Raw genomic sequence first — 24,564 nt, forward strand, 5'->3', positions numbered from 1 at the left:
TGTCAGCCGATTCGAATCGGGTCTATCTGAACCCGCACTCCAGCGCCGAGTTTCTTGGCACTACGAGCTGCCTGCGCAGTGGACAGTGCTCGCGCCAACGCCGCCCCGGTGCTCCGCGGGACGCGTATCAACAGCCGCTGCACATCACCGGAAAGCACGTCCTCACCGCTGCTCGCGGGAGCCCGTTGGCCGTCCGGCAGATCGACAGGTCCCAGAATCTCCACTGCCTCGGGCAGATCCGCGCTCTCCACCAGCGCGGTAATCGCATCGGTGGTTCCGTCGATCGCCGCGACGTGCACGGCGGGCGGGAACCGCACCTCGACGCGTTCGTCCAGCTGACTTCTGGCGTGCCACAGCGGATCCCAGCGAACCAGCGCCTGCACCGTGGGTATCTCGGACTCGGCAACGACCACCACGCGGCCACCTGCCGCACCCGGGCGGACCAAGGCGGCGGCCGTCATCCACCGACGCAGTGTCTCCTCTGCCGCGCGCAGGTCTGCCCGGCCGAGCAGAGCCCAGCCGTCCAACAAGAGGGCAGCGCCGTACCCACCGTCGACCGTCGGCTCGGCACCGACGGTCGACACGACGAGACCGGCACCCGGCTCGACGGCGTCGAGCACGGCGGCACCCCCCGAGTTGTGTACCGGTACGCCGGGAAATGCCCGTCCGAGTTCCTCGGCGGTGCGGCCCGCTCCGATCACGACCGCACGCAGGTTGCGTGATCCGCAGACCGTGCACCGATGTGCGGTGTCGGCGATTCCACACCACGAGCACGTCGGACTGCCGGCTCCGTCGCTGCCCGGGGCGGACGGCAGGGCCAGCGGCCCGTTGCACCGGCGACACCGCGCCGGGTGCCGACACTTGGCACACGCCAGTGACGGTACGTATCCGCCGCGCGGAACTTGAACCAGCACAGGCGAATCCGCCTTCAGTGCGGCTCGCGCCGCCTCGAACGCAATCGCAGGTAGCCGCGCGACCCGGGCTGCCGGATCCCGCGCGAGCGCATGGTCCGAGTCCGCCAGGGCCACCACGTGGGGTTGACGCTCACGAATCAATTCGCGCGGAGCCACCAGGTCGTGTGCCCACCCGGAATCGACGAGTGCCTCTGCCTCTGCAGTTCGCGCATGTCCGCCGATGACGACCGCTGCCCCGGATACGTGAGCTCGAAGCAACGCCACTTCTCTGGCGTGCGGATACGGCGACCGAGGCTCGGCAAAACTGTCGTCACCGTCGTCCCAGACGGCAATCATGCCAAGAGTGGACACCGGAGCGAACACGGCGCTGCGTGTCCCCACCACGACGACCGGCCCCGATCGCAGACCACGCAACCATTGCCGATACCGCTTCGCCGGGCCCAGTCCGGCCGACAGCGCCACCACCCGGTCGGCACCGAGCAGGGCCACACAGGCCGTCTCCAGTCGATCGAGGTCTCGCTGATCGGGTACCACCACCACCGCGGAACGACCGCCCGTGACGGTCACGGCGGCGGCCTCTGCCAGCCGCACCGGCCATCGCTCACCGGGCAACGCCTGCCATACCGCTCGCGGTACGCGTCCCGATGCCAACGCATCGAGGAAGTTCGAGCCGTGGGTGTAGGCCGACCAGGCTGCTCGGTCGATGTCGGGCTCGACCGGCGGCTCGACGACAGGTGTCTGTTCCGCCTCGACTCGGGCATGGCGAGCCGGGATCGCCAGACGCAGCACATCCGCTCTGGTCCCGGCGTACCGATCGGCGACCGCCTCGGCCAGATCCGCGATCTCCGGGGTCAGAACTCGCTCCGCCGACACCACCCGATCCAGCCAGCCGAGCTTGCCGGAGTGTTCGGTCTCGGCCAGTCTGGCCAGCACGAAACCGTCGACCAGTCGTCCCGCGAACCGCACCCGAACTCGGACACCGGGCTGAGCATCGCTGCTCACCTCCTCGGGAACGAGGTAGTCGAATTCGCGGTCGAGATGCGGCAGCGGCAACATCGGGAGAATGCGCGCGATCGGAAGATCCGACGCCGCCACCCGCGCTACGCCTGCCACCGCACCTCCTCCTCGATTCTCACCCCACACTCGATGTCGGAGCACCGAGCCGGTGCGAGCAGGGTACGTGCAGAACGGTCGAAGCCGAACTCAGAGTCCGGCGGCCTCGCGAAGCTTGCCGGCACGATCGGTGGACTCCCACGGCAGATCGATGTCGGTACGGCCGAAGTGGCCGTACGCCGCCGTCTGAGCGTAGATCGGCCGCAGCAGATCCAGATCACGAATGATGGCACCGGGACGAAGGTCGAACACCTCGCTGATCGCCGCCTGGATACGCGCGGGATCGGTCTTCTCGGTGCCGAATGTCTCCACGAACAAACCGACCGGCGCGGCCTTGCCGATGGCGTACGCCACCTGTACTTCGATGCGGTCCGCGAGCCCAGCTGCAACAGCGTTCTTGGCGACCCAGCGCATCGCGTAGGCAGCGCTGCGATCGACCTTGGACGGATCCTTGCCGGAGAACGCTCCACCGCCGTGCCGTGCCATACCGCCGTAGGTGTCGACGATGATCTTCCGGCCGGTGAGACCGGCATCACCCATCGGGCCACCGAGCACGAACTTTCCGGTGGGGTTGACCAACAGTCGCACATCGGACGTGTCCAGTGTCGGCACGTTCAACTCGGCGAGCACCGAGCTGAGCACCTTTTCCCGAATGTCGGGAGTGAGCAGATTGTCGAGATCGATATCGGCGGCATGCTGCGTCGAGATCACCACGGTGTCGAGGCGTACGGCGTCGTCGCCGTCGTACTCGATCGTCACCTGCGTCTTGCCGTCCGGACGCAGATACGGCAGTACACCGCTCTTGCGTACCTCGGTCAGCCGCCGGGAAAGCCTGTGCGCCAAAGCGATCGGCAACGGCATCAGCTCGGGAGTATCGGTGTTGGCGTATCCGAACATCAACCCCTGATCCCCCGCACCCTGACGATCGATTTCGTCGTCGGAGAGCCCCTCGACCCGAGCCTCGTGCGAATGATCCACGCCCTGAGCAATTTCCGGAGACTGCGCACCGATGGCGACGTTCACCCCGCACGAGTTTCCGTCGAACCCCTTGGCGGACGAGTCGTACCCGATCTCGAGTACCTTCTCGCGCACGATCTTCGGGATGTCGGCCCATGCGGTGGTGTTGACCTCACCCGCAACATGCACCTGCCCGGTGGTGACCAACGTCTCCACAGCAACTCGGGCGCGCGGATCCTCGGTCAGCAGGGCATCGAGAATCGAATCGCTGATGGCATCACAGATCTTGTCGGGGTGACCCTCTGTGACGGACTCACTGGTGAAAAGCCGGCTACCGGACTTGCTCACGGACTTCCTCTCGACGCATGTTGCTGCCCGACCCGACGCCTCGCGCCGGTCGGGCACTCCACGAAAATTGACGTTCCCTCGGTGTTATCGCCCCTGCCGGAGCCAGGCAAACCTCTACGGCACTACACGTGGTGCTCAGCACGGTATCCGGTGCGACATCGATCGCGCACCCTCGGCACGGTCACGGACTCGAACTCGATAGAGGACCGCGCGCGTCGAGCAGCTGCGCAACCGAGTCCAGTACGCGGCTCGCCAGGAGAGCTTTGGAGCCCTCTCCGAGTGCAGCTTCGGAACCGTCGGAACCGAGCAGCCAGCCGTCGTTGTGGTCGACCTCGAATGCCTTGCCATCACCGACCGCATTGACCACGAGCAGATCGCAGCCCTTGCGCTCCAGTTTGGCCCGCGCGTACGTCAGGACGTCTCCGTCCGCGTCACCCGTCTCGGCGGCGAACCCGACGATGACCGTGGACGATTCGAGCTCACCGTCACGGCGGGCCGCGACGAGGCCGGCAAGGATGTCGTCGTTGCGCACCAGGGGGATCGACGACGGTTCGTTGGACCCCTTCTTGATCTTGCTTCCCGCGACGGACTCCGGGCGGAAGTCGGCGACTGCGGCCGCCATCACCACCGCATCGACTCCGACGGCCAGCTTCCGAACGGCGTCCTGCATGTCCGAGGCAGTCTTGACGTGCACCACGTCGACGGCGGCCGGAACGTCCAGATCGCTGGTGTACCCGGCAACCAGCGTCACGTGGGCACCGCGCTGGGCGGCCACTCGCGCGAGTGCGTATCCCTGCTTGCCGGAGCTTCGATTACCCAGGAAACGGACCGGATCGAGTGGCTCACGAGTGCCGCCTGCAGACACCAGCACATGGCGACCTTCGAGATCCCGAGGAAGCGCATCCGCTCGCTCGGTCACCAGCATCGAGAGTGCAAAGATCTCGTCCGGCTCCGGTAGCCGGCCCGAACCGGTGTCGCGGCCGGTCAGACGACCCGATGCGGGTTCGATGACGTGCGTGCCGCGGGAGCGAAGCGTCGCGACGTTGGCAACTGTAGCGGGGTGTTCCCACATCTCGGTGTGCATCGCCGGCGCCAGGACCACCGGGCACCGTGCGGTGAGCAGCGTGGCGGTCAGCAGATCATCTGCCCGGCCGCCTGCGATGCGGGCCATGAGGTCCGCGGTGGCGGGCGCGACGACGACCAGGTCCGCCTCCTGGCCCAGGCGCACATGCGGCACTTCCGGCACGTCCGCGAAGACGCCGGTGTGGACCGGAAGGCCGGACAGCGCCTCGAATGTTGCGCGCCCGACGAACTCCAGCGCGGACGCGGTCGGGATCACCCGAACCTGGTGCCCGCTCTCGGTGAACATACGGATGAGCGAACAACTCTTGTAGGCGGCGATACCTCCGCCGACTCCGACGACAACGTGCAAGTCAGATGTCCTCTGTGAGGTTCTTATTCGCCTTCGGTGTGCTCGAGGAGGTCGGCATGGATCTCACGCAGAGCGATGGACAACGGCTTCTCCTGCAGACCCGGCTCGACCAGAGGACCCACGTATTCGAGGATGCCGTCACCGAGCTGGTTGTAGTAGTCGTTGATCTGGCGCGCACGCTTGGCTGCGTAGATCACGAGAGCGTACTTGGACGACGTGCGGGCGAGCAGCTCGTCGATGGGTGGATTGGTGATGCCGAGCGGCGTGTCGTAGGCCGGCAGAGCGCTGCGTCCGTCGAAGTCGGAAACGGCCGCTGAAATGCTGCTCACTGATGATCTCCTGAAATTGCATCGTTGGTGCTACGAACTAGCTGGTCGGGGCCTCGTGCGCCGTGAAACTGGTCAGCTGTTGCCGACCGACGACCTACCGACCAATAAGGATACCAACTGTTCGCACGAATGGTCGACATCGGTATTGACAACCACCGTGTCGAACTCGTTCTGGGCGGCCAATTCCACCCGTGCGGTCTCCAACCTCCGCTCGGTGGCAGCGCTCTCCTCGGTCGCGCGCCCGACCAATCGAGAGACCAGGTCGTCCCACGTCGGTGGCGCCATGAACACCAACAGGGCCTCGGGCTTGGACACCCGCACGGCCCGAGCACCGGCCAGATCGAGCTCGAGCAGCACCGGGCTCCCCGCCTCCAAGGCGGCCTCCACGGGTGCGGCCGGAGTACCGGACCGCTGCAGACCACCGTGAATACTCGCCCACTCGAGCAGCTCGTCGTCGGCGATCATTCGATCGAACTCGTCGGCCGACACGAAGTGGTAATCCTGACCGTCCACCTCGCCCGGCCGGGGTGACCGCGTCGTGACCGACACGCTGAAGACCAGCTCCGGCAATGCCGAGCGCACGAGCCGAACGACACTGGACTTGCCGACGCCGGAGGGGCCGGACAACACCACCAACCGGCCGCGCTTCTGTTCCGGGGCCGATGCCGCCGCCGCGTCACTCACTGTCGTCAGGCTTCGAAGTCGAACTTCGTCAACAGCGCCTTGCGCTGCCGATCCCCGAGACCGCGCAGTCGACGGGTGGGTGCGATCTCCAATTCGGTCATCAGTTCCGCGGCCTTGACCTTGCCCACCTTCGGCAGGGCCTCCAGCAAGGCGGACACCTTCATCTTTCCGAGAATCTCGTCCGTCTCGGCATCCTTGAGCACCTGCTGGAGATCGGTGCCGCCGCGCTTGAGACGCTCCTTGAGCTCGGCGCGCGCTTTCCGCGCGATAGCTGCCTTCTCGAGGGCAGCCGCGCGCTGCTCGGGGGTCAACTGGGGAAGGGCCACTGTCGGTTCCTCCGTCTTCTCGTTCTGGGCGGTACGACACACACGATCACTGTCGGTACGTCGACCATCGGTGTTTCACTGCCTCGGTCGTCGGCACTCTGCGAGGGCGACCAGCACCGTTCGTCGGCAGCGCTAGCGACCGTACCGACGACTCGCGTTCACCGCTAACTCGCCCCCGAGTGCCGGAGCGCCACAGCATCGTCTATGCGAGACCGGCTTCGATCTCGTCGCGCAACCGCGTGGCCGCGTCGCGCAATGCCGTCACCGATGGGCCGGCAGCCAGGACACCCCGAGAGGAGTTGGGCAGCAACAGCTCACGCGCATCGCGGAAGATCTCCGCGAGATCGGCAACCGTCGCTCCCTGCGCTCCCAGACCCGGCGCGAGGATCGGACCGGTGTAGTTCGACAGATCGAGACCATGATCACGAGTGGCACCGACCACCAAGCCCACTGTGTCGGCATCGACGCGATTACGCGTCGCCGCCGCGTCGACGATCGACTGAGCCACCGACCCGCCGGTCGACGTCGCAGCCTGTTGCAGCGCAGAGCCCTCCGCATTCGAGGTTCGAGCCAGCACGAACAGACCTCGCCGGTGTCGCGCCGCTCGATCGACGGTCTCCCCCAGCGAATCGAAGCCCAGGTACGGCGACACCGTGACAGCATCCGACGACAACGGAGAATCGGGTTCCAGCCAGGCCTGTGCGTACGCATCCATCGTGGTGCCGATGTCGCCGCGCTTCGCATCGGCGATCACCAGGGTTCCCGCATCCCGAAGCACACCGACAGTGCGTTCGAGCACCGCGTACCCGGCCGATCCGTACGCCTCGAAGAACGCCACCTGTGGCTTGACGATCGCCACCTCACCGACGAATGCCTCGACGCACAGCTCGGCGAACACTTCGAGACCGTCTGCCGAGCGTGGCAGGTCCCAGGCCTCCAGCAGGGCCGGATGCGGATCGATACCGACACAGAGCCGACCGCGCGCACTCACCGCAGAACGCAACCGATCCGACCAACTGCGATGACTCACGGCAGAACCAGGCCTTCCTTCAGCCCGGCATGCAGATCCTGCAACGAGCGAACACCGATGCCTCCCGCGATACCGGCTTCGATGCCCTGCACCGCTGCCGACGCGCCCTGCACGGTGGTGATGCACGGAATGTTCTGTGCCACCGCTGCGCTACGGATCTCGTACCCGTCGACTCGGGGGCCGGAGTTGCCGTACGGGGTGTTGATCACCATGGCGATGTCGCCGGCGAGTATCCGGTCGACGATGGTCCGCTCTCCCTCCGGTACGTCCTCACCGGACTGCTTGTACACCTGCTCGCATGTGATTCCGTTGCGCCGCAACACATCTGCGGTGCCTTCGGTGGCCAGAATGGTGAAGCCGAGATCAGCGAGTCGCTTCACCGGGAAGATCAGCGACCGCTTGTCCTTGTTGGCCACCGATACGAACACTGCGCCGCCCGTAGGCAACGATCCGTATGCGGCGGTCTGGCTCTTGGCGAAGGCGGTACCGAAGTCGAAGTCGATTCCCATCACCTCACCGGTGGACTTCATTTCCGGGCTGAGCAGAGTGTCCACTCCGGTGCCGTCCGCGCGACGGAACCTGTTGAACGGCAACACCGCTTCCTTGACGGCGATGGGGGCTCCGGCGGGGACGGTGCCACCGTCTCCGGTCTCGGGCAGGATGCCTGCGGTTCGCAGCTCGGCGATGCTCTCGCCCAGCATCACTCGTGCGCATGCCTTCGCGAGCTGCACTGCGGTCGCCTTGGAGACGAACGGAACGGTGCGGCTCGCACGAGGGTTGGCTTCGAGGACGTACAGGATGTCGTCCTTGAGTGCGTACTGCACGTTGAGCAAGCCACGCACGCCGATGCCCTTCGCGAGAGCCTCGGTGGACCGACGAACGTTCTCGATGTCGGTCTTGCCGAGCGTGATCGGCGGCAATGCGCACGCAGAGTCACCGGAGTGGATACCGGCCTCCTCGATGTGTTCCATGATGCCGCCGATGTAGACCTCGGTGCCGTCGCACAACGCGTCGACGTCGATCTCGACAGCATCTTCGAGGAACCGGTCGACCAGTACCGGACGGTCGTCCGAGATCTCCGTCGCGTTGGAGATGTACGTCGCGAGCGAGGCCTCGTCGTACACGATCTCCATGCCGCGTCCGCCGAGCACGTAGGACGGACGCACCAGCACCGGGTAACCGATCCCTGCGGCGATCTCGCGGGCTCCGTCGAACGTCGTCGCGGTGCCGTATTTCGCAGCGGGCAGTCCGGCTGCGTCGAGCACCTTGCCGAACTCGCCGCGGTCCTCAGCGAGATCGATGGCCTCGGGCGATGTTCCGACGATAGGAACGCCTGCGGCCTTCAGTCGTTTGGCCAGGCCGAGTGGAGTCTGGCCGCCGAGCTGGACGATGACACCTCGCACCGTGCCCGACGCGGCCTCCGCCCGATACACCTCCAGCACGTCCTCGAAGGTCAGTGGCTCGAAGTACAGGCGGTCGGCGGTGTCGTAGTCGGTGGAGACGGTTTCGGGGTTGCAGTTCACCATCACCGTCTCGTACCCGGCCTCGGACAGCGTCTGCGCCGCGTGCACGCAGCTGTAGTCGAATTCGATGCCCTGGCCGATGCGGTTGGGACCCGAGCCGAGGATCAGTACCTTGGGGCGGTCCGGCTGCGGGGCGACCTCGGATTCGGCGTTCGGGTCGAGCTCGTAGGTGCCGTAGTGGTACGGCGTCTTGGCCTCGAACTCGGCAGCGCAGGTGTCGACCGTCTTGTAGACCGGATGCACACCGAGTTCGTCGCGTAGCGCCCGCACGCCGTCCTCACCGTCGAGTTCGGGGCGCAGAGCCGCGATCTGGCGGTCGGACAGACCGTGGTACTTCGCCTGACGCAGCAGCGCCTCGTCGAATTCGGCGGCCTCGCGCACCTGGACGCCGAGTTCGTGGATCTGCTGGAACTGATCGAGGAACCACGGGTCGATCTTGGTCGCCGCGAAGAGCTGCTCGAGCGTGGCACCCATCGCGAACGCCTTCTCGATTCCGTACATCCGACCGTCCTGAGGAACGGACAGGTCCGCCAACAGAGCGTCCAGGCTCTCTGTCTCGACCTCGGGGCCGGTCCAGTACCCCGCGCGCTTGGTTTCGAGCGAGCGCATCACCTTGCCGAATGCCTCGGTGAAGTTGCGGCCGATCGACATCGCCTCACCGACGGATTTCATCGTCGTGGTCAGCGTGCCGTCGGCACCGGGGAACTTCTCGAACGCGAACCGCGGTGCCTTGACGACCACGTAGTCCAGGGTCGGCTCGAAGCACGCCGGGGTCTCGCGGGTGATGTCGTTGACGATCTCGTCGAGGGTGTAGCCGATGGCCAGCTTCGCGGCCATCTTGGCGATCGGGTAGCCCGTCGCCTTGGACGCCAGAGCCGACGAGCGTGACACTCGCGGGTTCATCTCGATGACGACCAGTCGGCCGTCGGTCGGATCCATCGCGAACTGGATGTTGCAGCCGCCGGTGTCGACGCCCACCTCACGCAGGATGTCGATGGAGAGGTCGCGCATCTTCTGGTACTCGCGGTCGGTCAGCGTCATCGCGGGCGCAACGGTGACCGAGTCACCGGTGTGCACGCCGACCGGGTCCACGTTCTCGATGGAACAGACGATGACCACGTTGTCGCGGCCGTCGCGCATGAGCTCGAGCTCGTATTCCTTCCAGCCGAGTATGGACTCCTCGATGAGGACGTTCGCCGTCGGTGACGCGGCCAGGCCGCCGCCTGCGATTCGGGTCAGATCCTGGTCGTTGTAGGCCAGACCGGATCCGAGACCGCCCATGGTGAACGACGGCCGCACGACGACAGGGAAGCCGAGTTCGGCGACGGTCTCGCGCACTTCGTCCATCGTGTAGCAGACGGCCGACTTGGCGGATTCGCCACCGACCTTGGCGACGATGTCCTTGAACTTCTGTCGATCCTCGCCGCGCTGGATCGCGTCGAAGTCGGCACCGATCAGTTCGACGCCGTACTTGGTGAGAATGCCCTGATCGTGCAGAGCGACAGCAGCATTGAGAGCCGTCTGTCCGCCCAGGGTCGCGAGCACGGCCTGGATGGGGTGGCCCTGCTCGGCCTCGCGAGCGAAGATCTTCTCGATGAACTCCGCGGTGATGGGCTCGACGTAGGTGGCGTCGGCGAACTCGGGGTCGGTCATGATCGTCGCGGGGTTGGAGTTCACGAGGCTGACGCGAAGCCCTTCCTCGCGCAGCACTCGGCAGGCCTGGGTGCCGGAGTAGTCGAACTCACAGGCCTGACCGATGACGATCGGGCCGGATCCGATGACCAGGACGTGGTTCAGGTCGGTGCGGCGTGGCATTACTTCTTCTCCTGAAGGACGCTGGTGAAACGGTCGAAGAGGTAGGCGGCGTCGTGTGGACCGGCCGCGGCCTCGGGGTGGTACTGCACGGAGAAGGCACTCCCGCCGATCAGCTCGACGCCCTCGACGGTGCCGTCGTTGGCGCAGGTGTGGCTGATCCGAGCCCGGCCGAAGTCGGTGTCGAACTCCTCGCCCGCTTCGCCTTCGAGTGCGAATCCGTGGTTCTGCGCGGTGATCGCGATACGGCCGGTGGTGTGCTCGATGACCGGGATGTTCATGCCGCGGTGGCCGAACTTCATCTTGTAGGTGCCACGTCCGAGCGCTCGCCCGAAGATCTGGTTGCCGAAGCAGATACCGAACAACGGCAGCTCGCGTTCGAGTACCTGCCTGGTCAGAGCGACACTGGTGTCGGCCGTGGCCGGGTCACCAGGTCCGTTGGACAGGAACACACCGTCCGGGTTCAATTCCAGAACCTGCTCGATGCTGGTGTTCGACGGCACCACGTGCACGCGGATACCGCGCTCGGCGAACATCCGCGGAGTGTTGGTCTTGATGCCGAGATCGACTGCGACGACGGTGAATCGAGCATCGCCGGTCGGCTCGATGATGTAGCCGGCTCCGGTGGTCACTTCACCGGCGAGATCGGCACCGAGCATCGACGGCTGACCGACCACCTGCTGGAGCATCTCGTCCGAGGTGCCGAGTGCGTCGCCCGAGAACACTCCCGCTCGCATCGAGCCGCGCGTGCGCAGGTGCCGTACCAGGGCACGCGTGTCGATTCCGGCGATGCCCACGACATTCTGGGCCTCGAGCTGATCCTGCAGAGTTCCGGTCGAGCGCCAGCTCGAGGTGCGGCGCGCCGGATCTCGGACCACGTATCCAGCGACCCAGATCTTGTTGGGATCCTGGGCGCTGGCGGCTTCACCGTCCTCTTGGTTCCAACCGGTGTTACCGATCTGCGGCGCAGTCGCGACGACGATCTGTCGGTGGTAGCTCGGGTCGGTCAGTGTCTCCTGGTACCCCGTCATTCCGGTGCAGAACACGGCCTCGCCGAGGGTGCGCCCCTGTGCGCCGAATGTGGTGCCGCGGAATGTCCGGCCGTCCTCCAGAACAAGAACTGCGCTGCTCACGCGGTTTCCTCCTTGGTTTCTCCGGTGGAACTCGCTGTCCACACCGGGTAGATCTGCTTGTCGTCGGCCCGGAAGCCGGTGTCTATCTCGGTCCCCGTCGGGAGCTCCCAGCGAATGACCAGAAGTCCGTCCTTGGTCATGACCTTGCCCGCCAACCCGCGTTCGGTGCGGATCGCGCGAATCGACTCCGCCGGGATCCAGATGGGAGATTCACCGTCTCGATCGAGCAGGATGCCCTTCTCGTGTCGCGACAGCTCACCCGTGGCGCGGTGGCCGATGTCGCCGACGGCGATGCGGTCCTGCCAGCTCGGCGCGATGGTGCTGCCGACGTACAGGCCGGTGCTCGGCTCGATGTGGGTGGCACCCAGGTCCTGGGGCACAGTCGGGAAGTCACCGATTCGGTCTTCCTGGCGCTTCTGCCGTCCTCGCCAACCCCAGAAGATCAGCCCGATCATCAGCGCCCAGAACAGGATGAATCCGATGACGATGAGAACTCTGTCCACGGCTCTACTCTCCCGCTCTGTTCGCCACGACTCCGCCGCGGACGGTGATTCGTCCGCGCAGCACCGTCGTGGTGACCTTCGAGGAGAAGGTCATGTCCTCGAACGGCGTGTTGTGCGCGACGCTGGCCAGCTTCTTGCCCGAGACCGTCCAGCTGGCATTCGGATCCACCAGCGTGAGATTGGCGATCTCGCCGACCTCGATGGGCCGCCCCTGATCGGACAATCCGACGATCTGGGCCGGCCGCTCGCTCATCACCCGCGCGACGCCGCGCCAATCGAGCAGTCCCGGGGTCACCATCGTGTCGACGATGATGGCCAGTGCGGTCTCGAGCCCGAGCATCCCGGGACGGGCGATCGAGAACTCACAGCACTTGTCCTGCTCGGCGTGCGGAGCGTGATCGGTTGCCACACAATCGATGACACCGTCGGCCAGACCCTTGCGCAGGGCGTCGACATCGGACTTCTCGCGCAGCGGCGGGTTCACCTTGTTGATCGCGTCGTACGTCTCGAGCCGCGAATCGTCGAGCAGCAGGTGATGAGGGGTGACCTCGGCGGTGATCGAAATACCCTGTCCGCGAGCCCATTTCATCAACTCGACGGTGCCCGCGGTGGACGCATGGCAGATGTGCACCCGCGCACCCGCGTCCCGGGCGAGCAGGGCGTCCCGTGCCACGATCGACTCCTCGGCCGCGCGCGGCCAACCGGCCAGTCCGAGCCGAGCCGCAGTGGGACCCTCGTGCGCGACGGCACCGACAGTGAGCCTGGGCTCCTCGGCGTGCTGAGCGATGAGCACACCGAGGGAACTCGAGTACTCCAGCGCCCGACGCATGATCAGTGGATCGTCGACGCAGTGGCCGTCGTCGGAGAACATCTTCACCCGGCCGATTCCCGCTGCTATCGTGGCCATCTCGGCGAGCTGCTTGCCCTTCAAGCCGACGGTGATCGCACCGACCGGGTGGACGTCGACGAGACCGACTTCCTGTCCCCGACGCCAGACATGATCGGTGACCACTACCGAGTCGGCAACCGGATCGGTGTTCGCCATCGCGAACACCGCGGTGTAGCCACCCAAAGCGGCTGCTGCCGAACCGGATTCGATCGTTTCGGTGTCCTCGCGGCCGGGCTCGCGCAGGTGCGTGTGCATGTCGACGAATCCGGGCAGCAGGATCTGGCCGCGCGCATCGACGATCTCGGCACCGTCGGCGTCGAGGTCCGAGCCGATTCCGACGATCTCCTCGCCGGTGATCAGAACGTCGGTTTCAGGACCCTCCCCGTACAGCAATACCCCGCGGAGTAAGACGGAGGTTGCGGGTGCGTTCATGACGCACCCCCGTCCGAACCGACCAGCAATCGGAACAGCACCGCCATCCGCACGTGAACTCCATTCGTAACCTGTTGCAATACTGCAGTTTTCGGAGAATCGGCCACCGAGGACGCGATCTCCATCCCGCGCAGCATCGGACCCGGGTGCAGTACGACGGCGTGCTCGGGCAGCAGGTCGAGCCGGCGCTGCGAAAGTCCGTACGTGATCGAGTACTCGCGAGCGGAGGGGAAGAACCCGCCGTTCATGCGCTCGGCCTGCACTCTGAGCATCAGTACCGCATCCAGCCCGGGCAGTTCGGCGTCGATATCGTGCGAGACCCGCACCGGCCAGCCGGCCACTCCGACGGGCAGCAGGGTCGGTGGCGCGATCAGCACCACCTCGGCTCCGAGAGTGGCCAGCAGGATCGCATTCGAGCGCGCCACCCGGCTGTGCAGGATGTCGCCGACGATCGCGATCCGACGGCCGGCGATGTCTCCGAGTCGTTGACGAACCGTCAGGGCGTCGAGCAAGGCCTGGGTTGGGTGTTCGTGCGTGCCGTCGCCCGCGTTGATCACCGCGGGACCCCCACCAGCGCCTTGGTCGGCGGTCCACTGAGCGATTTGGTGTGCGGCACCGGATGCCGGGTGTCGGACGATGAGCGCATCGGCTCCGGCAGCGCGCAGCGTCATCGCGGTGTCGCGGAGCGATTCCCCCTTCGACACCGACGAGCTACTGGCACTGACGTTGATGACGTCGGCGCTCATCCACTTACCCGCCACCTCGAACGAGACGCGGGTACGCGTCGAGTTCTCGAAGAACACCGTCATGATGGTGCGTCCGCGCAGTGTCGGGAGTTTCTTGACTTCGCGGCCGAGTAGCGCCTGCTCGAATCGTTCCGCTTCGTCCAGAAGCTCGGTGGCCGATTCGGCCGTCAGGTCGGCGACCGAGAGCAGGTGCTTCATCGAGCGGACCCTCCCTCGGACAAGGTGACCCCGTCGCGGCCGTCGTGTTCGGAGAGCAGCACCGACACGTCCTCGGTGCGCGCAGTGGGGACGTTCTTACCGACGTAGTCCGCGCGAAGCGGCAGCTCGCGGTGGCCGCGGTCGATCAGAACAGCGAGTTGCACGGCGCGGGGCCGTCCGAGGTCGCGTAGGGCGTCGAGCGCGGACCGTACGGTTCGCCCCGAGAACAGCACGTCGTCCACCAATACGACCAGTGCGTCGTCGACACCGCCTGCGGGAACCGACGTGCGTTCGAGCGGACGGTGCGGCTTGTTCCGCAAATCGTCGCGGTAGAGGGTGATGTCGAGGGAACCGAGCGGGGGACGCACGCCCGAGAATGCCTCGATACGTTCGACGAGTCGCTCCGCCAACGTGGTCCCTCGGGTGGGAATGCCGAGCAGGACCACGCGCGCCGAGTCTGCAGCATCGAGGGCCGTCTTCTCGATGATCTGATGGGCCATGCGGGAGATGGTGCGTCCCACATCGGCCGAGGACAGCAATTCTCGAACGGCAGGGTTCGCGGGCGAGCTTTCGGGCGCAGGCAAACTACGACCTCCTTCTCCGCCTCTCTGGACGGATCGTTAAAGGATGTCTGACAACAACTGCGTAGAGCCTAGCAACGCTCTGCGAACCATGACCAGCAGGCCCGCAGAGCGTTCGGTCACTGTTCGGCGTCGACCGGCGTCTCGTCGGTGGCTTCGGCCTGGGTACGGCTGGAAACCGCCGCTGCCGCCGCGCGTACCTGAGGCGCGACCAGAACGATCTGACCGAGCACACCGTTGACGAATCCGGGCGAATCGTCGGTGGACAGCTGCTTTGCCAGCTCGACGGCTTCGTCGACGGCGACGACGGGTGGCACGTCGGTGGCGTGGAACAGCTCCCACACCGCGACGCGAAGGATGGCTCTGTCGACCGCAGGCAGTCGGGTCAGCGTCCAGTCCTTGAGGTGATCGGCGATCACTCCGTCGAGGCGATCGAGATTCTCGGCCACACCCTCGATCAGCGTCCTGGTGTAGTCACTGACGGGAGCGATCGTGTCGTCGCCGCGCGCGAGTTCGATGCGTTCGGTGGTCAGGTTGACCGGGTCGACGTTGCGCGCCTCCGCCTCGAACAGAAAGTCCACTGCGCGCTTGCGCGCCTTGTGTCGCGCACCGAGCTTCTTCGCGCCGGGGGCACCGTTCTGCGAGGCGGAGGATGTCGGCTTCTTCGATGACACGTTAGGAGTTCACACGCCCGAGGTAGTTTCCGTCACGCGAATCGACCTTGAGCTTGTCGCCGGTGTTGATGAACAGCGGCACCGAGATCTCGGCTCCGGTCTCGAGGGTCGCCGGCTTGGTGCCGCCGGTGGAGCGATCGCCCTGCAGGCCGGGATCGGTGTGCTTGACCTCGAGCTCGACCGTGACGGGAAGCTCGACGTACAGCGGGACGCCCTCGTGCATGGCGACCTGAACCCGGAGATTCTCGAGCAGGAAGCGTGCGCCGTCACCGACAGTGGCCTCACCGATCGGGAGCTGGTCGTAGGTGTCGGCGTCCATGAACACGTAATCGCTACCGTCGTGGTAGAGGTACGTCATGTCGCGGCGGTCGACCGTAGCGGTCTCGACCTTCACACCGGCGTTGAACGTCTTGTCGACGACCTTGCCCGAGAGCACGTTCTTGAGCTTGGTCCGCACGAATGCCGGTCCTTTGCCGGGCTTGACGTGCTGGAATTCGATGATCGACCACAGCTGGTTCTCCAGGTTGAGAACCAGTCCGTTCTTGAAATCGCTGGTGGAAGCCACTTGCTTCGCGTCTCCTCAATCGTTTGTGCGCGTGACGCGCCGTCGGTCACGTGCGGGATTCGCTCCCGCCCGCGCGCTAGACGGACGTGAGTTCCTTGCTTGTCAGGGTGAGCAGTTCCGGACCCCCGTCGCGAACGACGAGTGTGTCCTCGATCCGAACGCCGCCGCGACCGGAGAAGTAGACACCCGGCTCGACGGTGACCGCTGCACCGCTCAGCAGTGTACCGGTGCTCGTCTTCGCGATTCCCGGCGCTTCGTGGATTTCCAGGCCCACCCCATGGCCGAGCCCGTGGAGGAAGTACTCCCCGTACCCTGCATCCTCGATCACCGAGCGCGACGCGGCGTCGACCGAGGCAGTGGTCACACCGGGTGCCAGAGCCTCTCGACCGGCCGTCTGCGACCTTTGCACCAGCTCGTACAGATCGCGCTGCCACTGCGCGGGAGTCCCGATGACGAAGGTCCGAGTCATGTCCGAGTGATACCCGCCGACGAGTGCACCGAAGTCGAGCTTGACGAAGTCGCCGTCGGCCAGCACCGCATCGGTGGGCCGGTGATGCGGGACCGCCGAATTGGCCCCGGCAGCGACGATGGTCTCGAACGAGATGGCATCGGCACCGTGATCGAGCATCGACGACTCCAGCTCGCGGGCGACCTCACGCTCGGTCCGGCCGGCACGGATGCCGCCCCCACCGATCAAGTGGGCCAGGGCGTCGTCGGCGGCGCGGCAGGCGTCCCTGAGCAACCCCACCTCGAACTCGTCCTTGACCATGCGCAACGACTCCACCACGCCCGGTGCGCGCACCAACTCCACAGCGCCGCCCAGCTCGGACCACGCTCGATGAGCGTCGACGGTCACCACGTGACTCTCGAATCCCACTCGACCACCGCTGCCCGCGGCACCCGAACGAAGCAGGTGGATCGCCGACGCCCGGTCGATCTCGGCGCGCAGATCCGGCACCTGCTCGGCCACCTGCGTGACGTACCGACCGTCGGTGCAGATGACCGTCCGATCCTCGGCACCGACCGAATCGGCCGTCGAGAGCAGCAACGCAGCGTTGGAACCGGTGAAACCCGTCAGATATCGGACGTTGAGAAGATCGGTGATCAACATCGAATCGAGTCCGTCGGTGGCCATCAGTTCTCGCAGGGCACCACGACGGGCACCGAAATCGGCAGGCATGCAGTCGACATTACCGGTCGCTCCACAGGCCTCTTCTCACTCGACCGGGTGTCGATTTTGTGGGCCCCGACACACGAACTTCGACGTGCGGATATGCTGTGCCGCATGACTGGGTGGGCAGTGCGTGGCATAAGTATGGGATTGTTCAACGTCGTCGTTCGACTGCTGCTGGGGGCAGCAGTGTCGATGTGGCCGTTGAGTGGATCGGCACTGCGCTGGGTGGCATACGCCCTCGTGCTGCTCGTCATCATCGTGTGGGCCGGCATCGACGGAATCCGCGACCGACGCAGGCATCCCGACCCCGACGACGGCGAGGACCTGACCATGGTCTGGCTCAAGGCCGCGGTGGTCGGTGGACTCCTCGGCGGTCTCCTCAGCTGGATCGTCGACTTCTTCGTCGACTTCAGCCTGGGCCAGAACGGTCTGGTCTTCGAGCTCACCTCCGGAGCCGCGTTCACGATTCTCACCATCTTCATCGCCGCCAGCCTCGCGGTGTTCGTGGGACGGCAGATCGTCAACCGCGAGGCCAAGAAGAAGCTGGCCACATCGGACGCCGAACGCGCGCACGACCGCGAGCTGGTCAATGCCGGGAACGCCGAACGCACCGAATCCGTTCGAGACGACCGCGGGCGGCAAGCAGAACCCACGAGGTCCGAACAGCAGTGGGCCCCGGAGCACGGCGAAGCAGACACCGAGGTGTTCTCGGCAGTGGACGCCGACGGCAAGCCGCGGCTGGACAAGCGCGGCAACCGCCACGGCACCGCCGACGGTTCCTGACTCCCCCACCTCGACCTACGGGCGGTGATCGACGCTGTGCGCGTCGATCACCGCCCGTTCTTCGTTCGGACCCGAGTCGATTCTCGCGAGGTCACAACATAATGGCCGACCCACCCGAGGTCGGGGCCTCGCGGCCGACCGCGGAGAATGCTGCAACGAGCAGTGCCGGGTCCGGGCCCTCCAACCGTCCGGGCTTGGCCAGACCGTCCAGAACGACGAACCGCAGCAACCCGGCCCGGTTCTTCTTGTCCGTCTGCATGCCCTTGAGCAGATCCGAGAACGCGTCCTCGTCGTAGGTGACCGGCAGGCCGACCGATTCGAGAATCGACCGGTGGCGGTCGGCAGTCGCGTCGTCCAGCCGTCCGGCCAAGCGTCCCAGCTCGGCCGCGAACACCAGACCGACCGACACCGCGGCACCGTGACGCCAGCGGTACTGCTCCCGCCGCTCGATGGCGTGCGCCAGTGTGTGCCCGTAGTTGAGGATTTCGCGCAGGTTCGACTCGCGTAGATCGGCGGCCACCACCTTCGCCTTGACCTCGACCGAGCGCCTGATCAACTCCGGCAGAACGTCGCCGGTGGGATCCAGCGCCGCGGCAGGATCGGCCTCGATGATGTCCAGAATCTTCGGATCGGCGATGAACCCGGTCTTGATCACCTCGGCCAGGCCCGAGACGATCTCGTTCTTCGGCACGGTCTCGAGCGTCGCCAGATCGATCAACACGGCGGCCGGTTCGTGGAAGGAACCGACGAGGTTCTTGCCCGCGTCGGTGTTGATGCCGGTCTTGCCGCCCACGGCCGCGTCGACCATGGCCAGCAGCGTCGTCGGAACGTGGACGATGCGGACTCCGCGCATCCAGGTCGCTGCGACGAATCCGGCCAGGTCCGTTGCCGCTCCGCCGCCCAGACTCACGATGGCGTCGCTTCGGGTGAGACCGATTCGGCCGAGGACTTCCCAGCAGAACCCCGCCACTGCCAGGTCCTTGCCGTCCTCGGCATCCGGGATCTCGATGCGGTGGGCATCGATGCCCTTGTCCGCCAACGCGGCCCGCACTGCCTCCGCGGTCTCGGCCAGCGGAGGCTGGTGGAAGATCGCCACGGTGGCCGTTCCGGCGAGCTCGTCGACCAGGTCCGTCAACAGACCTCGGCCGATGATCACCGGGTACGGGTTGGCAGTCTCGACCTGGACGCGCACTGGCTCTGTCATCGAATCACCTTCATCTGTTGGGGTTTTTCTCGTTCGCATCGCGCTTGGGAACAGGGGCGATCGCCGTCAGCTTCGCCACCAACTGGCCCACGACCCGAGCCGGGCTGCGACTGTCGGTGCGCACTCGCACCGTGGCAACCGAACGATAGAGAGGTCGCCGATGACGCATCAGTTCCTGGTACTTCGCACGCGGGTCAGGACCGGCGAGCAACGGCCGAACGGTGTTCGCACCGGTACGCCGAAGCCCTTCGGCCACACTGATTTCCAGGTACACCACGGTGTGCCCGGACAGCAGGGCGCGGGTCGCGGGCGACAACACGGCACCACCACCGAGGGAGACGATCCCGTCGTGCGAGGCCAGAGCACCGGCGACTATCCGCTCCTCGATCTCCCGAAAGGCCGGTTCGCCGTCGTGCGAGAAGATATCGGCGATCGTACGACCGGTGTCTCGCTCGATGGCCACATCGGTGTCGAACAGGTCCAGGTCGAGAGCCTGTGCCAGCCGTCGACCGATCGTCGACTTCCCTGCTCCCGGCGGTCCGACGAGGACCGCGTACGGGGTCATCGTGGAGGTCGGGCGGCGGTGCCCTTCACGTAGTGGTCGACGTTGCTCGTCGTCTCCGCCAGCGAGTCCCCACCGAACTTCTCCAACGCTGCCTGCGCGACCACCAGGGCGACCATGGTCTCGGCCACGACACCGGCGGCCGGAACAGCACAGACGTCCGAGCGCTGATGAATGGCCACTGCCTCGTCGCCGGTCGTCATGTCGACCGTTGCCAGCGCGCGCGGCACGGTGGATATGGGCTTCATCGCCGCCCGCACCCGCAGTGCTTCGCCGTTGGTCATACCGCCCTCGATTCCGCCTGCACGGTTGGTCGAACGCAGCACCCCATCGGGTCCCGGCTTGATCTCGTCGTGGGCGACGCTTCCGCGTCGACGCGCGGTCTCAAAGCCGTCCCCGATCTCGACCCCCTTGATCGCCTGGATGCCCATCAGAGCCGCAGCCAACCTGGCGTCGAGCTTGCGTTCCCCGGAGACGAACGATCCGAGCCCGACGGGCAGGCCGTGCACGACGACCTCGACGACGCCGCCGAGGGTGTCACCGTCCTTCTTCGCTGCCTCGATCTCGGCGATCATCGATTCTTCGGCGGCCTTGTCGAAGGCGCGAACCGGAGAGGCGTCGATCGCGTCGAGGTCGCCACCTGCGGGCGGCGGTCCGACATAGGGGTCGGATGCCCCGATGGAGATCACGTGGGACACGACGTCGACTCCGAACGCCTGCTTCAGGAACAGCCGGGCGACAGTGCCGATGGCCACCCGGGCGGCGGTCTCCCGCGCGCTGGCGCGTTCGAGCACCGGACGAGCGTCGTCGAAGCCGTACTTGAGCATCCCGGAGAAGTCGGCGTGGCCGGGCCGTGGCCGGGTCAAGGGAGAATTGCGCGCGAGATCCGCGAGCACTGCGTCGTCGACGGGGTCGGCCGACATCACCTGCTCCCACTTGGGCCACTCGGTGTTGCCGACCTCGATCGCGACCGGTCCGCCCATGGTGCGGCCGTGTCGGACACCGCCGGTGAGGGTCACTTTGTCGGCCTCGAACTTCATGCGGGCACCACGGCCGTAACCGAGGCGACGGCGAGCGAGTTGAGAGGCAATGTCGTCCGAGGTCACCTCTACTCCCGCGACCATTCCTTCGAGGATGGCGACGAGAGCGGGTCCGTGGGATTCTCCGGCAGTTATCCAGCGCAGCACTCGAACATCTTTTCACGCCAACGAAGCCGCGGATGCCAGCAGGGTGGCCGCGCACATGGACGGGCCGTGCGGGATGCGGGCTCGCCGGTGCCCGAACGCCGCGGCGATCGACCCCACCACGGCAGTTGTCACCGGTGCCGACAGTGCGGCGAGCACCCATCCGTCCCCGCCACCCACGCAGGCGATCGATCCCACCGACCAGGCGAGTTTGACGTCCCCCGCACCGAACGCCGCGGGCGAGAGAAGATGAACGACGAGGTAGATCGCGAACAGCAGAGCGCCGCCGAGCAGTGCCCCCGCCGAGCCGACGAGCACGAGCGCGATCGTCACCACGATCGCACCGGGGACGGTCAAGGCGTTCGGCAACCGGCGTCGCTGCAGGTCGACGGCGCTGAGCGCGGCGAACCACCACGTCGCCGCGCACAACGGAACCGCGTACTCGGAACCGCCGAACCGCCACCAGACCCATCCGGTCCCGATCGCGGACAGCAACGGCAGGAGCCGAGGCCTCCACCGGACCAGACAGCGGCGCATCGCCATCCCCACAACGGCACCGACCACGACCGCAACACCCAGACTCACCATGATCGAAGGGTTGCATCGCGGCAGCGACCGGTGGTGACGCACGCCCAGGTGGAACATTGCCCTGTGGACAACTCACCACCTGTGGACAACTCGCCGCCTGCGGGTTGCCGCCGGGCCGAGCTCAGAGCATGGTGGTGAGCGCGTCCCGCATGATCGCTCGCGGTGCCGGTCTGCCGGTGAACTGCTCGACCTGCCCGTACGCCTGATTGAGCAGCATCGACAATCCGCCGATGACGGTTCCACCGGCCGCCTCCACGGCAGTGGCCAGGGGTGTCGGCCAGGGATCGTAGATGGCGTCGAGCACCAACGGCGCATGGGCGAGATCCGACGCGATGTCGGCGGCTCCGGCCGCGGGAACGGTGCTGACCAAGACAGCAGACTTCGCTGCAACAGCCGCGAGACGAGGGTCGGTCATGTTCGCGAACTCCGCGCGCATCCCCGCGGCGACGGCGCAGTCCAGTGTGTCCCGGGCGCGGTCGGCCGACCGCGCGATCACGGTGACCGCAGCCGCCCCGAGCCCGGCCAGCGCGACGATCGCCGGCCTCGACGTTCCCCCTGCACCTACCACCGTCACGGTGCTACCGGACAGGTCCTCGACTCCGGCGTCGCGCAGTGCACCCACGACGCCGTCGACGTCTGTGCAATCTGCGCGCCAGCCCGACGCGGTGCGCACCAGGGTGTTCGCCGAGCCCGCCAGAACTGCCCGCGCGGTGCGTTCGGTCGCGTACGCCAGAGCTGCGACCTTGCCCGGCATGGTCACCGACACGCCGACCCATTCGGGACCGAAACCGTCGAGCAGGTCGGGCAACTGCTCACCGGTGCAGTCGATACGCTCGTAGCTCCAGTCGTCGAGTCCGAGCGCGCGGTACGCAGCGCAGTGCAGCACCGGTGACTTCGAGTGTTCGACAGGGCTACCCAGTACAGCGGCACGCACGTCAGCGACCGCTGTCGAGGAAGCCACCCTCGACCCTGGTGATGTTCGCCAGGTGTTCCTCGTAGCTGCGGGTGAACAGGGTTTCGCCCGCCTGGTTGATGGTCACGAAGTACAACCAGTCACCGTCGGCCGGCATCTCGACCGCCTGCACCGCACCGATACTCGGCGAGGAGATCGGGGTTGCCGGCAGCCCCTCGCTGGCATAGGTGTTCCACGGGGTGACGCGGGCCCGGTCGGCGTCGGTGGTGGCCACCTCGGTCGTGTCGAGCGAGTAGTTGACGGTCGAGTCGAACTCGAGCCGCTGCGGCACCGCGAGGCGATTGAGAATCACCCGGGCCACCTTGCTGAAGTCCTGGGGCAGGGACTCACGCTCGACGAGCGATGCGGCGACGAGGGTGTCGTACGGGGTCAGCCCGGAGTTGGTGCCCGCGGTCAGGATTCCGGTGTCCTCGTAGCGGGTCGCACTCTCGGACACCAACTGCTTCAGAATGTCGGTCGGAGACGCGCTGGGATCGAAATCCCAGGTTCCCGCAGCGATCAGACCTTCGAGCTGCCGGTCGCGGTCCGGAACACCTTCGACGCGATCGCTGGCCCAGTCCGGGACGCCCAAAGCAGCCGGATCGTCCACGGCTCCTGCCGCGTTGAGATCGTCGTAGCTCACGCAGGTGGGGGTTCCACTGCCGGTTCGGTCCACACAGCTGGCCTCGGAAATCAGGGTGTAGATGCCCTTCTTGACGGCATCGGTGTTCACGTCGCGCGCGTCGTGGAGCTGTCGGCCCTCCGAGATCACCATGTTGCCCACTCGGGACGCGGGGTCGACGAGTTCACTCACGGCCTGCGAGGCAGGCACGTTGCTGGCGAGCAGATAGAAGCCGGGTTGAACCGAGGTGATGGCGTTGTTCAGGAGGGCCGCTTCGAGGAACGCACCCGAGCTGGCCACGACCCCCTTGTCGGCTGCCTCGGTACCGATCTGCTGCGCGGTGTCGTTGGGATGAACCTGAATCACCACGCCGTCCCCCGGTGAGCCTGCGGCGAAGTCCGCGTTCGGGGTCGTGCGATTGCCGAATTTGTTCACGGCGAAAAACCCTCCGCCCGCCACTGCCACGATCAGCACGACCCCGAGCACCAGAGCCACCAGCCGGCCGCGACGCTTGCGGCTGGACGCGGCTCGGTCCTTGCGGCCCGCGGCGCGGCTGCGGCCGACTTGCTGTGGCGCCGCCCCGCCGCCGGCCTCGTGACCGGGCTCGCGATCTGCGCTGCGAGAGGGCCGGGGGTGCGGCTCCTGACGCTGCGGATGGTCGTGCAGGCGGCGTTGGAAGTCGCTGCCCTCGTCCACGGAAAAGCCGATCGGGTCGGTGTGCGCCTCGTCCGAGCGCGCATCTCGCCGGTCCCGATCGGAACCCTGGTAGTTCACTCGTCGACCTCCGTCGATCCTGGATTGTTCGCTGCACGATCCGATACTGCACGGCGCTCGTCGAGCCAGCCCTGCAGTATCGCCACCGCCGCAGCCTGATCTATCACCGATCGTTGGTTCTTGGCTCGCACACCACTGTCCCGTAAAGCACGCGTTGCGGTCACGGTAGTCAGTCGTTCGTCGGCCATCCGAATCGGTACGTCACTGATCCGCCGATGAAGGGAGCGCCCGAATTTCTCGGCCGCGTCCACGGCGCTGCCACGCTCACCGCGCAGAGTTCTGGGTAGCCCGATCACGACCTCGACGGCCTCGTACTCGGCCACGATCTCCGCCACCCGCACCACGTCCGGGGCGTCGGGCCCCTTGATCTTCGATCGCGGCACGGTTTCGACCGGTGTGGCGAGTACACCGTCGGGATCGCTGGAGGCGATACCGATCCGGACGCTGCCGACGTCGATGCCGATACGACGGCCGCGACCAGGATCGTCGACTGCGGGCCGATCGGGGCCGCGCCCCTGAGTTGTCACGAGCG

Annotated in this window: 24 protein-coding genes; 1 reads left to right on the forward strand and 23 read right to left on the reverse strand. The window is 66.3% G+C overall.

The window, feature by feature from the left end:
- Positions 1 to 2: 2 nt before the first annotated feature.
- The 16 genes from MTX35_RS00690 to MTX35_RS00765 all read right to left on the reverse strand — a co-directional run bounded on the left by MTX35_RS00690 (position 3) and on the right by MTX35_RS00765 (position 17,369).
- Positions 3 to 1,970 carry a primosomal protein N' gene (locus MTX35_RS00690; protein ID WP_243593596.1) on the reverse strand — a complete coding sequence of 656 codons (1,968 nt, stop codon included), beginning with the start codon at positions 1,968 to 1,970 and terminating at the stop codon, positions 3 to 5.
- A gap of 147 nt (positions 1,971 to 2,117) precedes the next feature.
- Complete coding sequence (gene metK, locus MTX35_RS00695) at positions 2,118 to 3,332, reverse strand: methionine adenosyltransferase (RefSeq protein WP_243593123.1); 1,215 nt, start codon at positions 3,330 to 3,332, stop codon at positions 2,118 to 2,120.
- 181 nt (positions 3,333 to 3,513) lie between these two features.
- Positions 3,514 to 4,764, reverse strand: a complete 1,251-nt coding sequence (gene coaBC / locus MTX35_RS00700) for a bifunctional phosphopantothenoylcysteine decarboxylase/phosphopantothenate--cysteine ligase CoaBC (RefSeq protein WP_243593124.1) — start codon at positions 4,762 to 4,764, stop codon at positions 3,514 to 3,516.
- Positions 4,765 to 4,787: 23 nt separating this feature from the next.
- A complete protein-coding gene (rpoZ, locus tag MTX35_RS00705; protein WP_032377808.1) occupies positions 4,788 to 5,093 on the reverse strand; it encodes a DNA-directed RNA polymerase subunit omega in 306 nt (101 codons plus the stop codon).
- 72 nt (positions 5,094 to 5,165) lie between these two features.
- Positions 5,166 to 5,777, reverse strand: a complete 612-nt coding sequence (gene gmk / locus MTX35_RS00710) for a guanylate kinase (protein ID WP_243593125.1) — start codon at positions 5,775 to 5,777, stop codon at positions 5,166 to 5,168.
- A 5-nt stretch (positions 5,778 to 5,782) separates the two neighbouring features.
- On the reverse strand, positions 5,783 to 6,103 hold the full coding sequence (gene mihF, locus MTX35_RS00715) for an integration host factor, actinobacterial type (RefSeq protein WP_243593126.1): 321 nt from the start codon (positions 6,101 to 6,103) through the stop codon (positions 5,783 to 5,785).
- A gap of 202 nt (positions 6,104 to 6,305) precedes the next feature.
- The gene (gene pyrF, locus MTX35_RS00720) at positions 6,306 to 7,133 is read right to left on the reverse strand and encodes an orotidine-5'-phosphate decarboxylase (protein WP_243593127.1); all 828 of its coding nucleotides are present in this window, start codon (positions 7,131 to 7,133) and stop codon (positions 6,306 to 6,308) included.
- On the reverse strand, positions 7,130 to 10,471 hold the full coding sequence (carB, locus tag MTX35_RS00725) for a carbamoyl-phosphate synthase large subunit (RefSeq protein ID WP_243593128.1): 3,342 nt from the start codon (positions 10,469 to 10,471) through the stop codon (positions 7,130 to 7,132). The genes pyrF and carB overlap by 4 nt, the downstream gene beginning before the upstream one ends.
- The gene (carA, locus tag MTX35_RS00730; RefSeq protein WP_243593129.1) at positions 10,471 to 11,601 is read right to left on the reverse strand and encodes a glutamine-hydrolyzing carbamoyl-phosphate synthase small subunit; all 1,131 of its coding nucleotides are present in this window, start codon (positions 11,599 to 11,601) and stop codon (positions 10,471 to 10,473) included. The genes carB and carA overlap by 1 nt, the downstream gene beginning before the upstream one ends.
- Positions 11,598 to 12,104 (reverse strand): transporter, encoded by a 507-nt coding sequence (locus MTX35_RS00735; protein ID WP_243593130.1) that lies wholly within the window; start codon positions 12,102 to 12,104, stop codon positions 11,598 to 11,600. Before MTX35_RS00735 ends, carA begins: the two co-directional genes overlap by 4 nt.
- 4 nt (positions 12,105 to 12,108) lie before the next feature.
- Positions 12,109 to 13,425, reverse strand: a complete 1,317-nt coding sequence (locus MTX35_RS00740; protein ID WP_243593131.1) for a dihydroorotase — start codon at positions 13,423 to 13,425, stop codon at positions 12,109 to 12,111.
- On the reverse strand, positions 13,422 to 14,369 hold the full coding sequence (locus MTX35_RS00745; protein WP_243593132.1) for an aspartate carbamoyltransferase catalytic subunit: 948 nt from the start codon (positions 14,367 to 14,369) through the stop codon (positions 13,422 to 13,424). Before MTX35_RS00745 ends, MTX35_RS00740 begins: the two co-directional genes overlap by 4 nt.
- Entirely contained in the window at positions 14,366 to 14,953 is a 588-nt protein-coding gene (gene pyrR / locus MTX35_RS00750; RefSeq protein ID WP_279395529.1) for a bifunctional pyr operon transcriptional regulator/uracil phosphoribosyltransferase PyrR, read from the reverse strand. Before pyrR ends, MTX35_RS00745 begins: the two co-directional genes overlap by 4 nt.
- Positions 14,954 to 15,069: 116 nt before the next feature.
- The gene (nusB, locus tag MTX35_RS00755) at positions 15,070 to 15,624 is read right to left on the reverse strand and encodes a transcription antitermination factor NusB (RefSeq protein WP_243593133.1); all 555 of its coding nucleotides are present in this window, start codon (positions 15,622 to 15,624) and stop codon (positions 15,070 to 15,072) included.
- Position 15,625: 1 nt separating this feature from the next.
- Entirely contained in the window at positions 15,626 to 16,189 is a 564-nt protein-coding gene (gene efp / locus MTX35_RS00760) for an elongation factor P (protein ID WP_008716608.1), read from the reverse strand.
- Between the two features lie 76 nt (positions 16,190 to 16,265).
- On the reverse strand, positions 16,266 to 17,369 hold the full coding sequence (locus MTX35_RS00765) for a Xaa-Pro peptidase family protein (protein WP_243593134.1): 1,104 nt from the start codon (positions 17,367 to 17,369) through the stop codon (positions 16,266 to 16,268).
- 105 nt (positions 17,370 to 17,474) lie between these two features.
- Here MTX35_RS00765 and MTX35_RS00770 point away from each other — a divergent pair, with 105 nt between their 5' ends.
- The gene (locus MTX35_RS00770; protein ID WP_243593135.1) at positions 17,475 to 18,146 is read left to right on the forward strand and encodes a B-4DMT family transporter; all 672 of its coding nucleotides are present in this window, start codon (positions 17,475 to 17,477) and stop codon (positions 18,144 to 18,146) included.
- 91 nt (positions 18,147 to 18,237) lie between these two features.
- On the opposite strand, the gene aroB is transcribed toward MTX35_RS00770, so the two are convergent.
- From aroB to ruvX, 7 genes are all read right to left on the reverse strand, one after another.
- The gene (gene aroB, locus MTX35_RS00775) at positions 18,238 to 19,350 is read right to left on the reverse strand and encodes a 3-dehydroquinate synthase (RefSeq protein WP_243593136.1); all 1,113 of its coding nucleotides are present in this window, start codon (positions 19,348 to 19,350) and stop codon (positions 18,238 to 18,240) included.
- A 10-nt stretch (positions 19,351 to 19,360) separates the two neighbouring features.
- Positions 19,361 to 19,915, reverse strand: a complete 555-nt coding sequence (locus MTX35_RS00780; RefSeq protein WP_243593137.1) for a shikimate kinase — start codon at positions 19,913 to 19,915, stop codon at positions 19,361 to 19,363.
- A complete protein-coding gene (aroC, locus tag MTX35_RS00785; protein ID WP_243593138.1) occupies positions 19,912 to 21,099 on the reverse strand; it encodes a chorismate synthase in 1,188 nt (395 codons plus the stop codon). Before aroC ends, MTX35_RS00780 begins: the two co-directional genes overlap by 4 nt.
- Positions 21,100 to 21,111: 12 nt before the next feature.
- Entirely contained in the window at positions 21,112 to 21,684 is a 573-nt protein-coding gene (locus MTX35_RS00790; RefSeq protein WP_243593139.1) for an A24 family peptidase, read from the reverse strand.
- 121 nt (positions 21,685 to 21,805) lie between these two features.
- Complete coding sequence (locus tag MTX35_RS00795; protein WP_243593140.1) at positions 21,806 to 22,618, reverse strand: shikimate dehydrogenase; 813 nt, start codon at positions 22,616 to 22,618, stop codon at positions 21,806 to 21,808.
- Between the two features lies 1 nt (position 22,619).
- Positions 22,620 to 24,032, reverse strand: coding sequence for an endolytic transglycosylase MltG (gene mltG / locus MTX35_RS00800; RefSeq protein ID WP_243593141.1), 1,413 nt, complete (start codon positions 24,030 to 24,032; stop codon positions 22,620 to 22,622).
- Entirely contained in the window at positions 24,029 to 24,559 is a 531-nt protein-coding gene (gene ruvX, locus MTX35_RS00805) for a Holliday junction resolvase RuvX (protein ID WP_374230208.1), read from the reverse strand. Before ruvX ends, mltG begins: the two co-directional genes overlap by 4 nt.
- Between the last annotated feature and the right edge of the window lie 5 nt (positions 24,560 to 24,564).

Source organism: Rhodococcus sp. ARC_M12, assembly GCF_022810385.1.
GTDB lineage: Bacteria > Actinomycetota > Actinomycetes > Mycobacteriales > Mycobacteriaceae > Rhodococcoides > Rhodococcoides navarretei.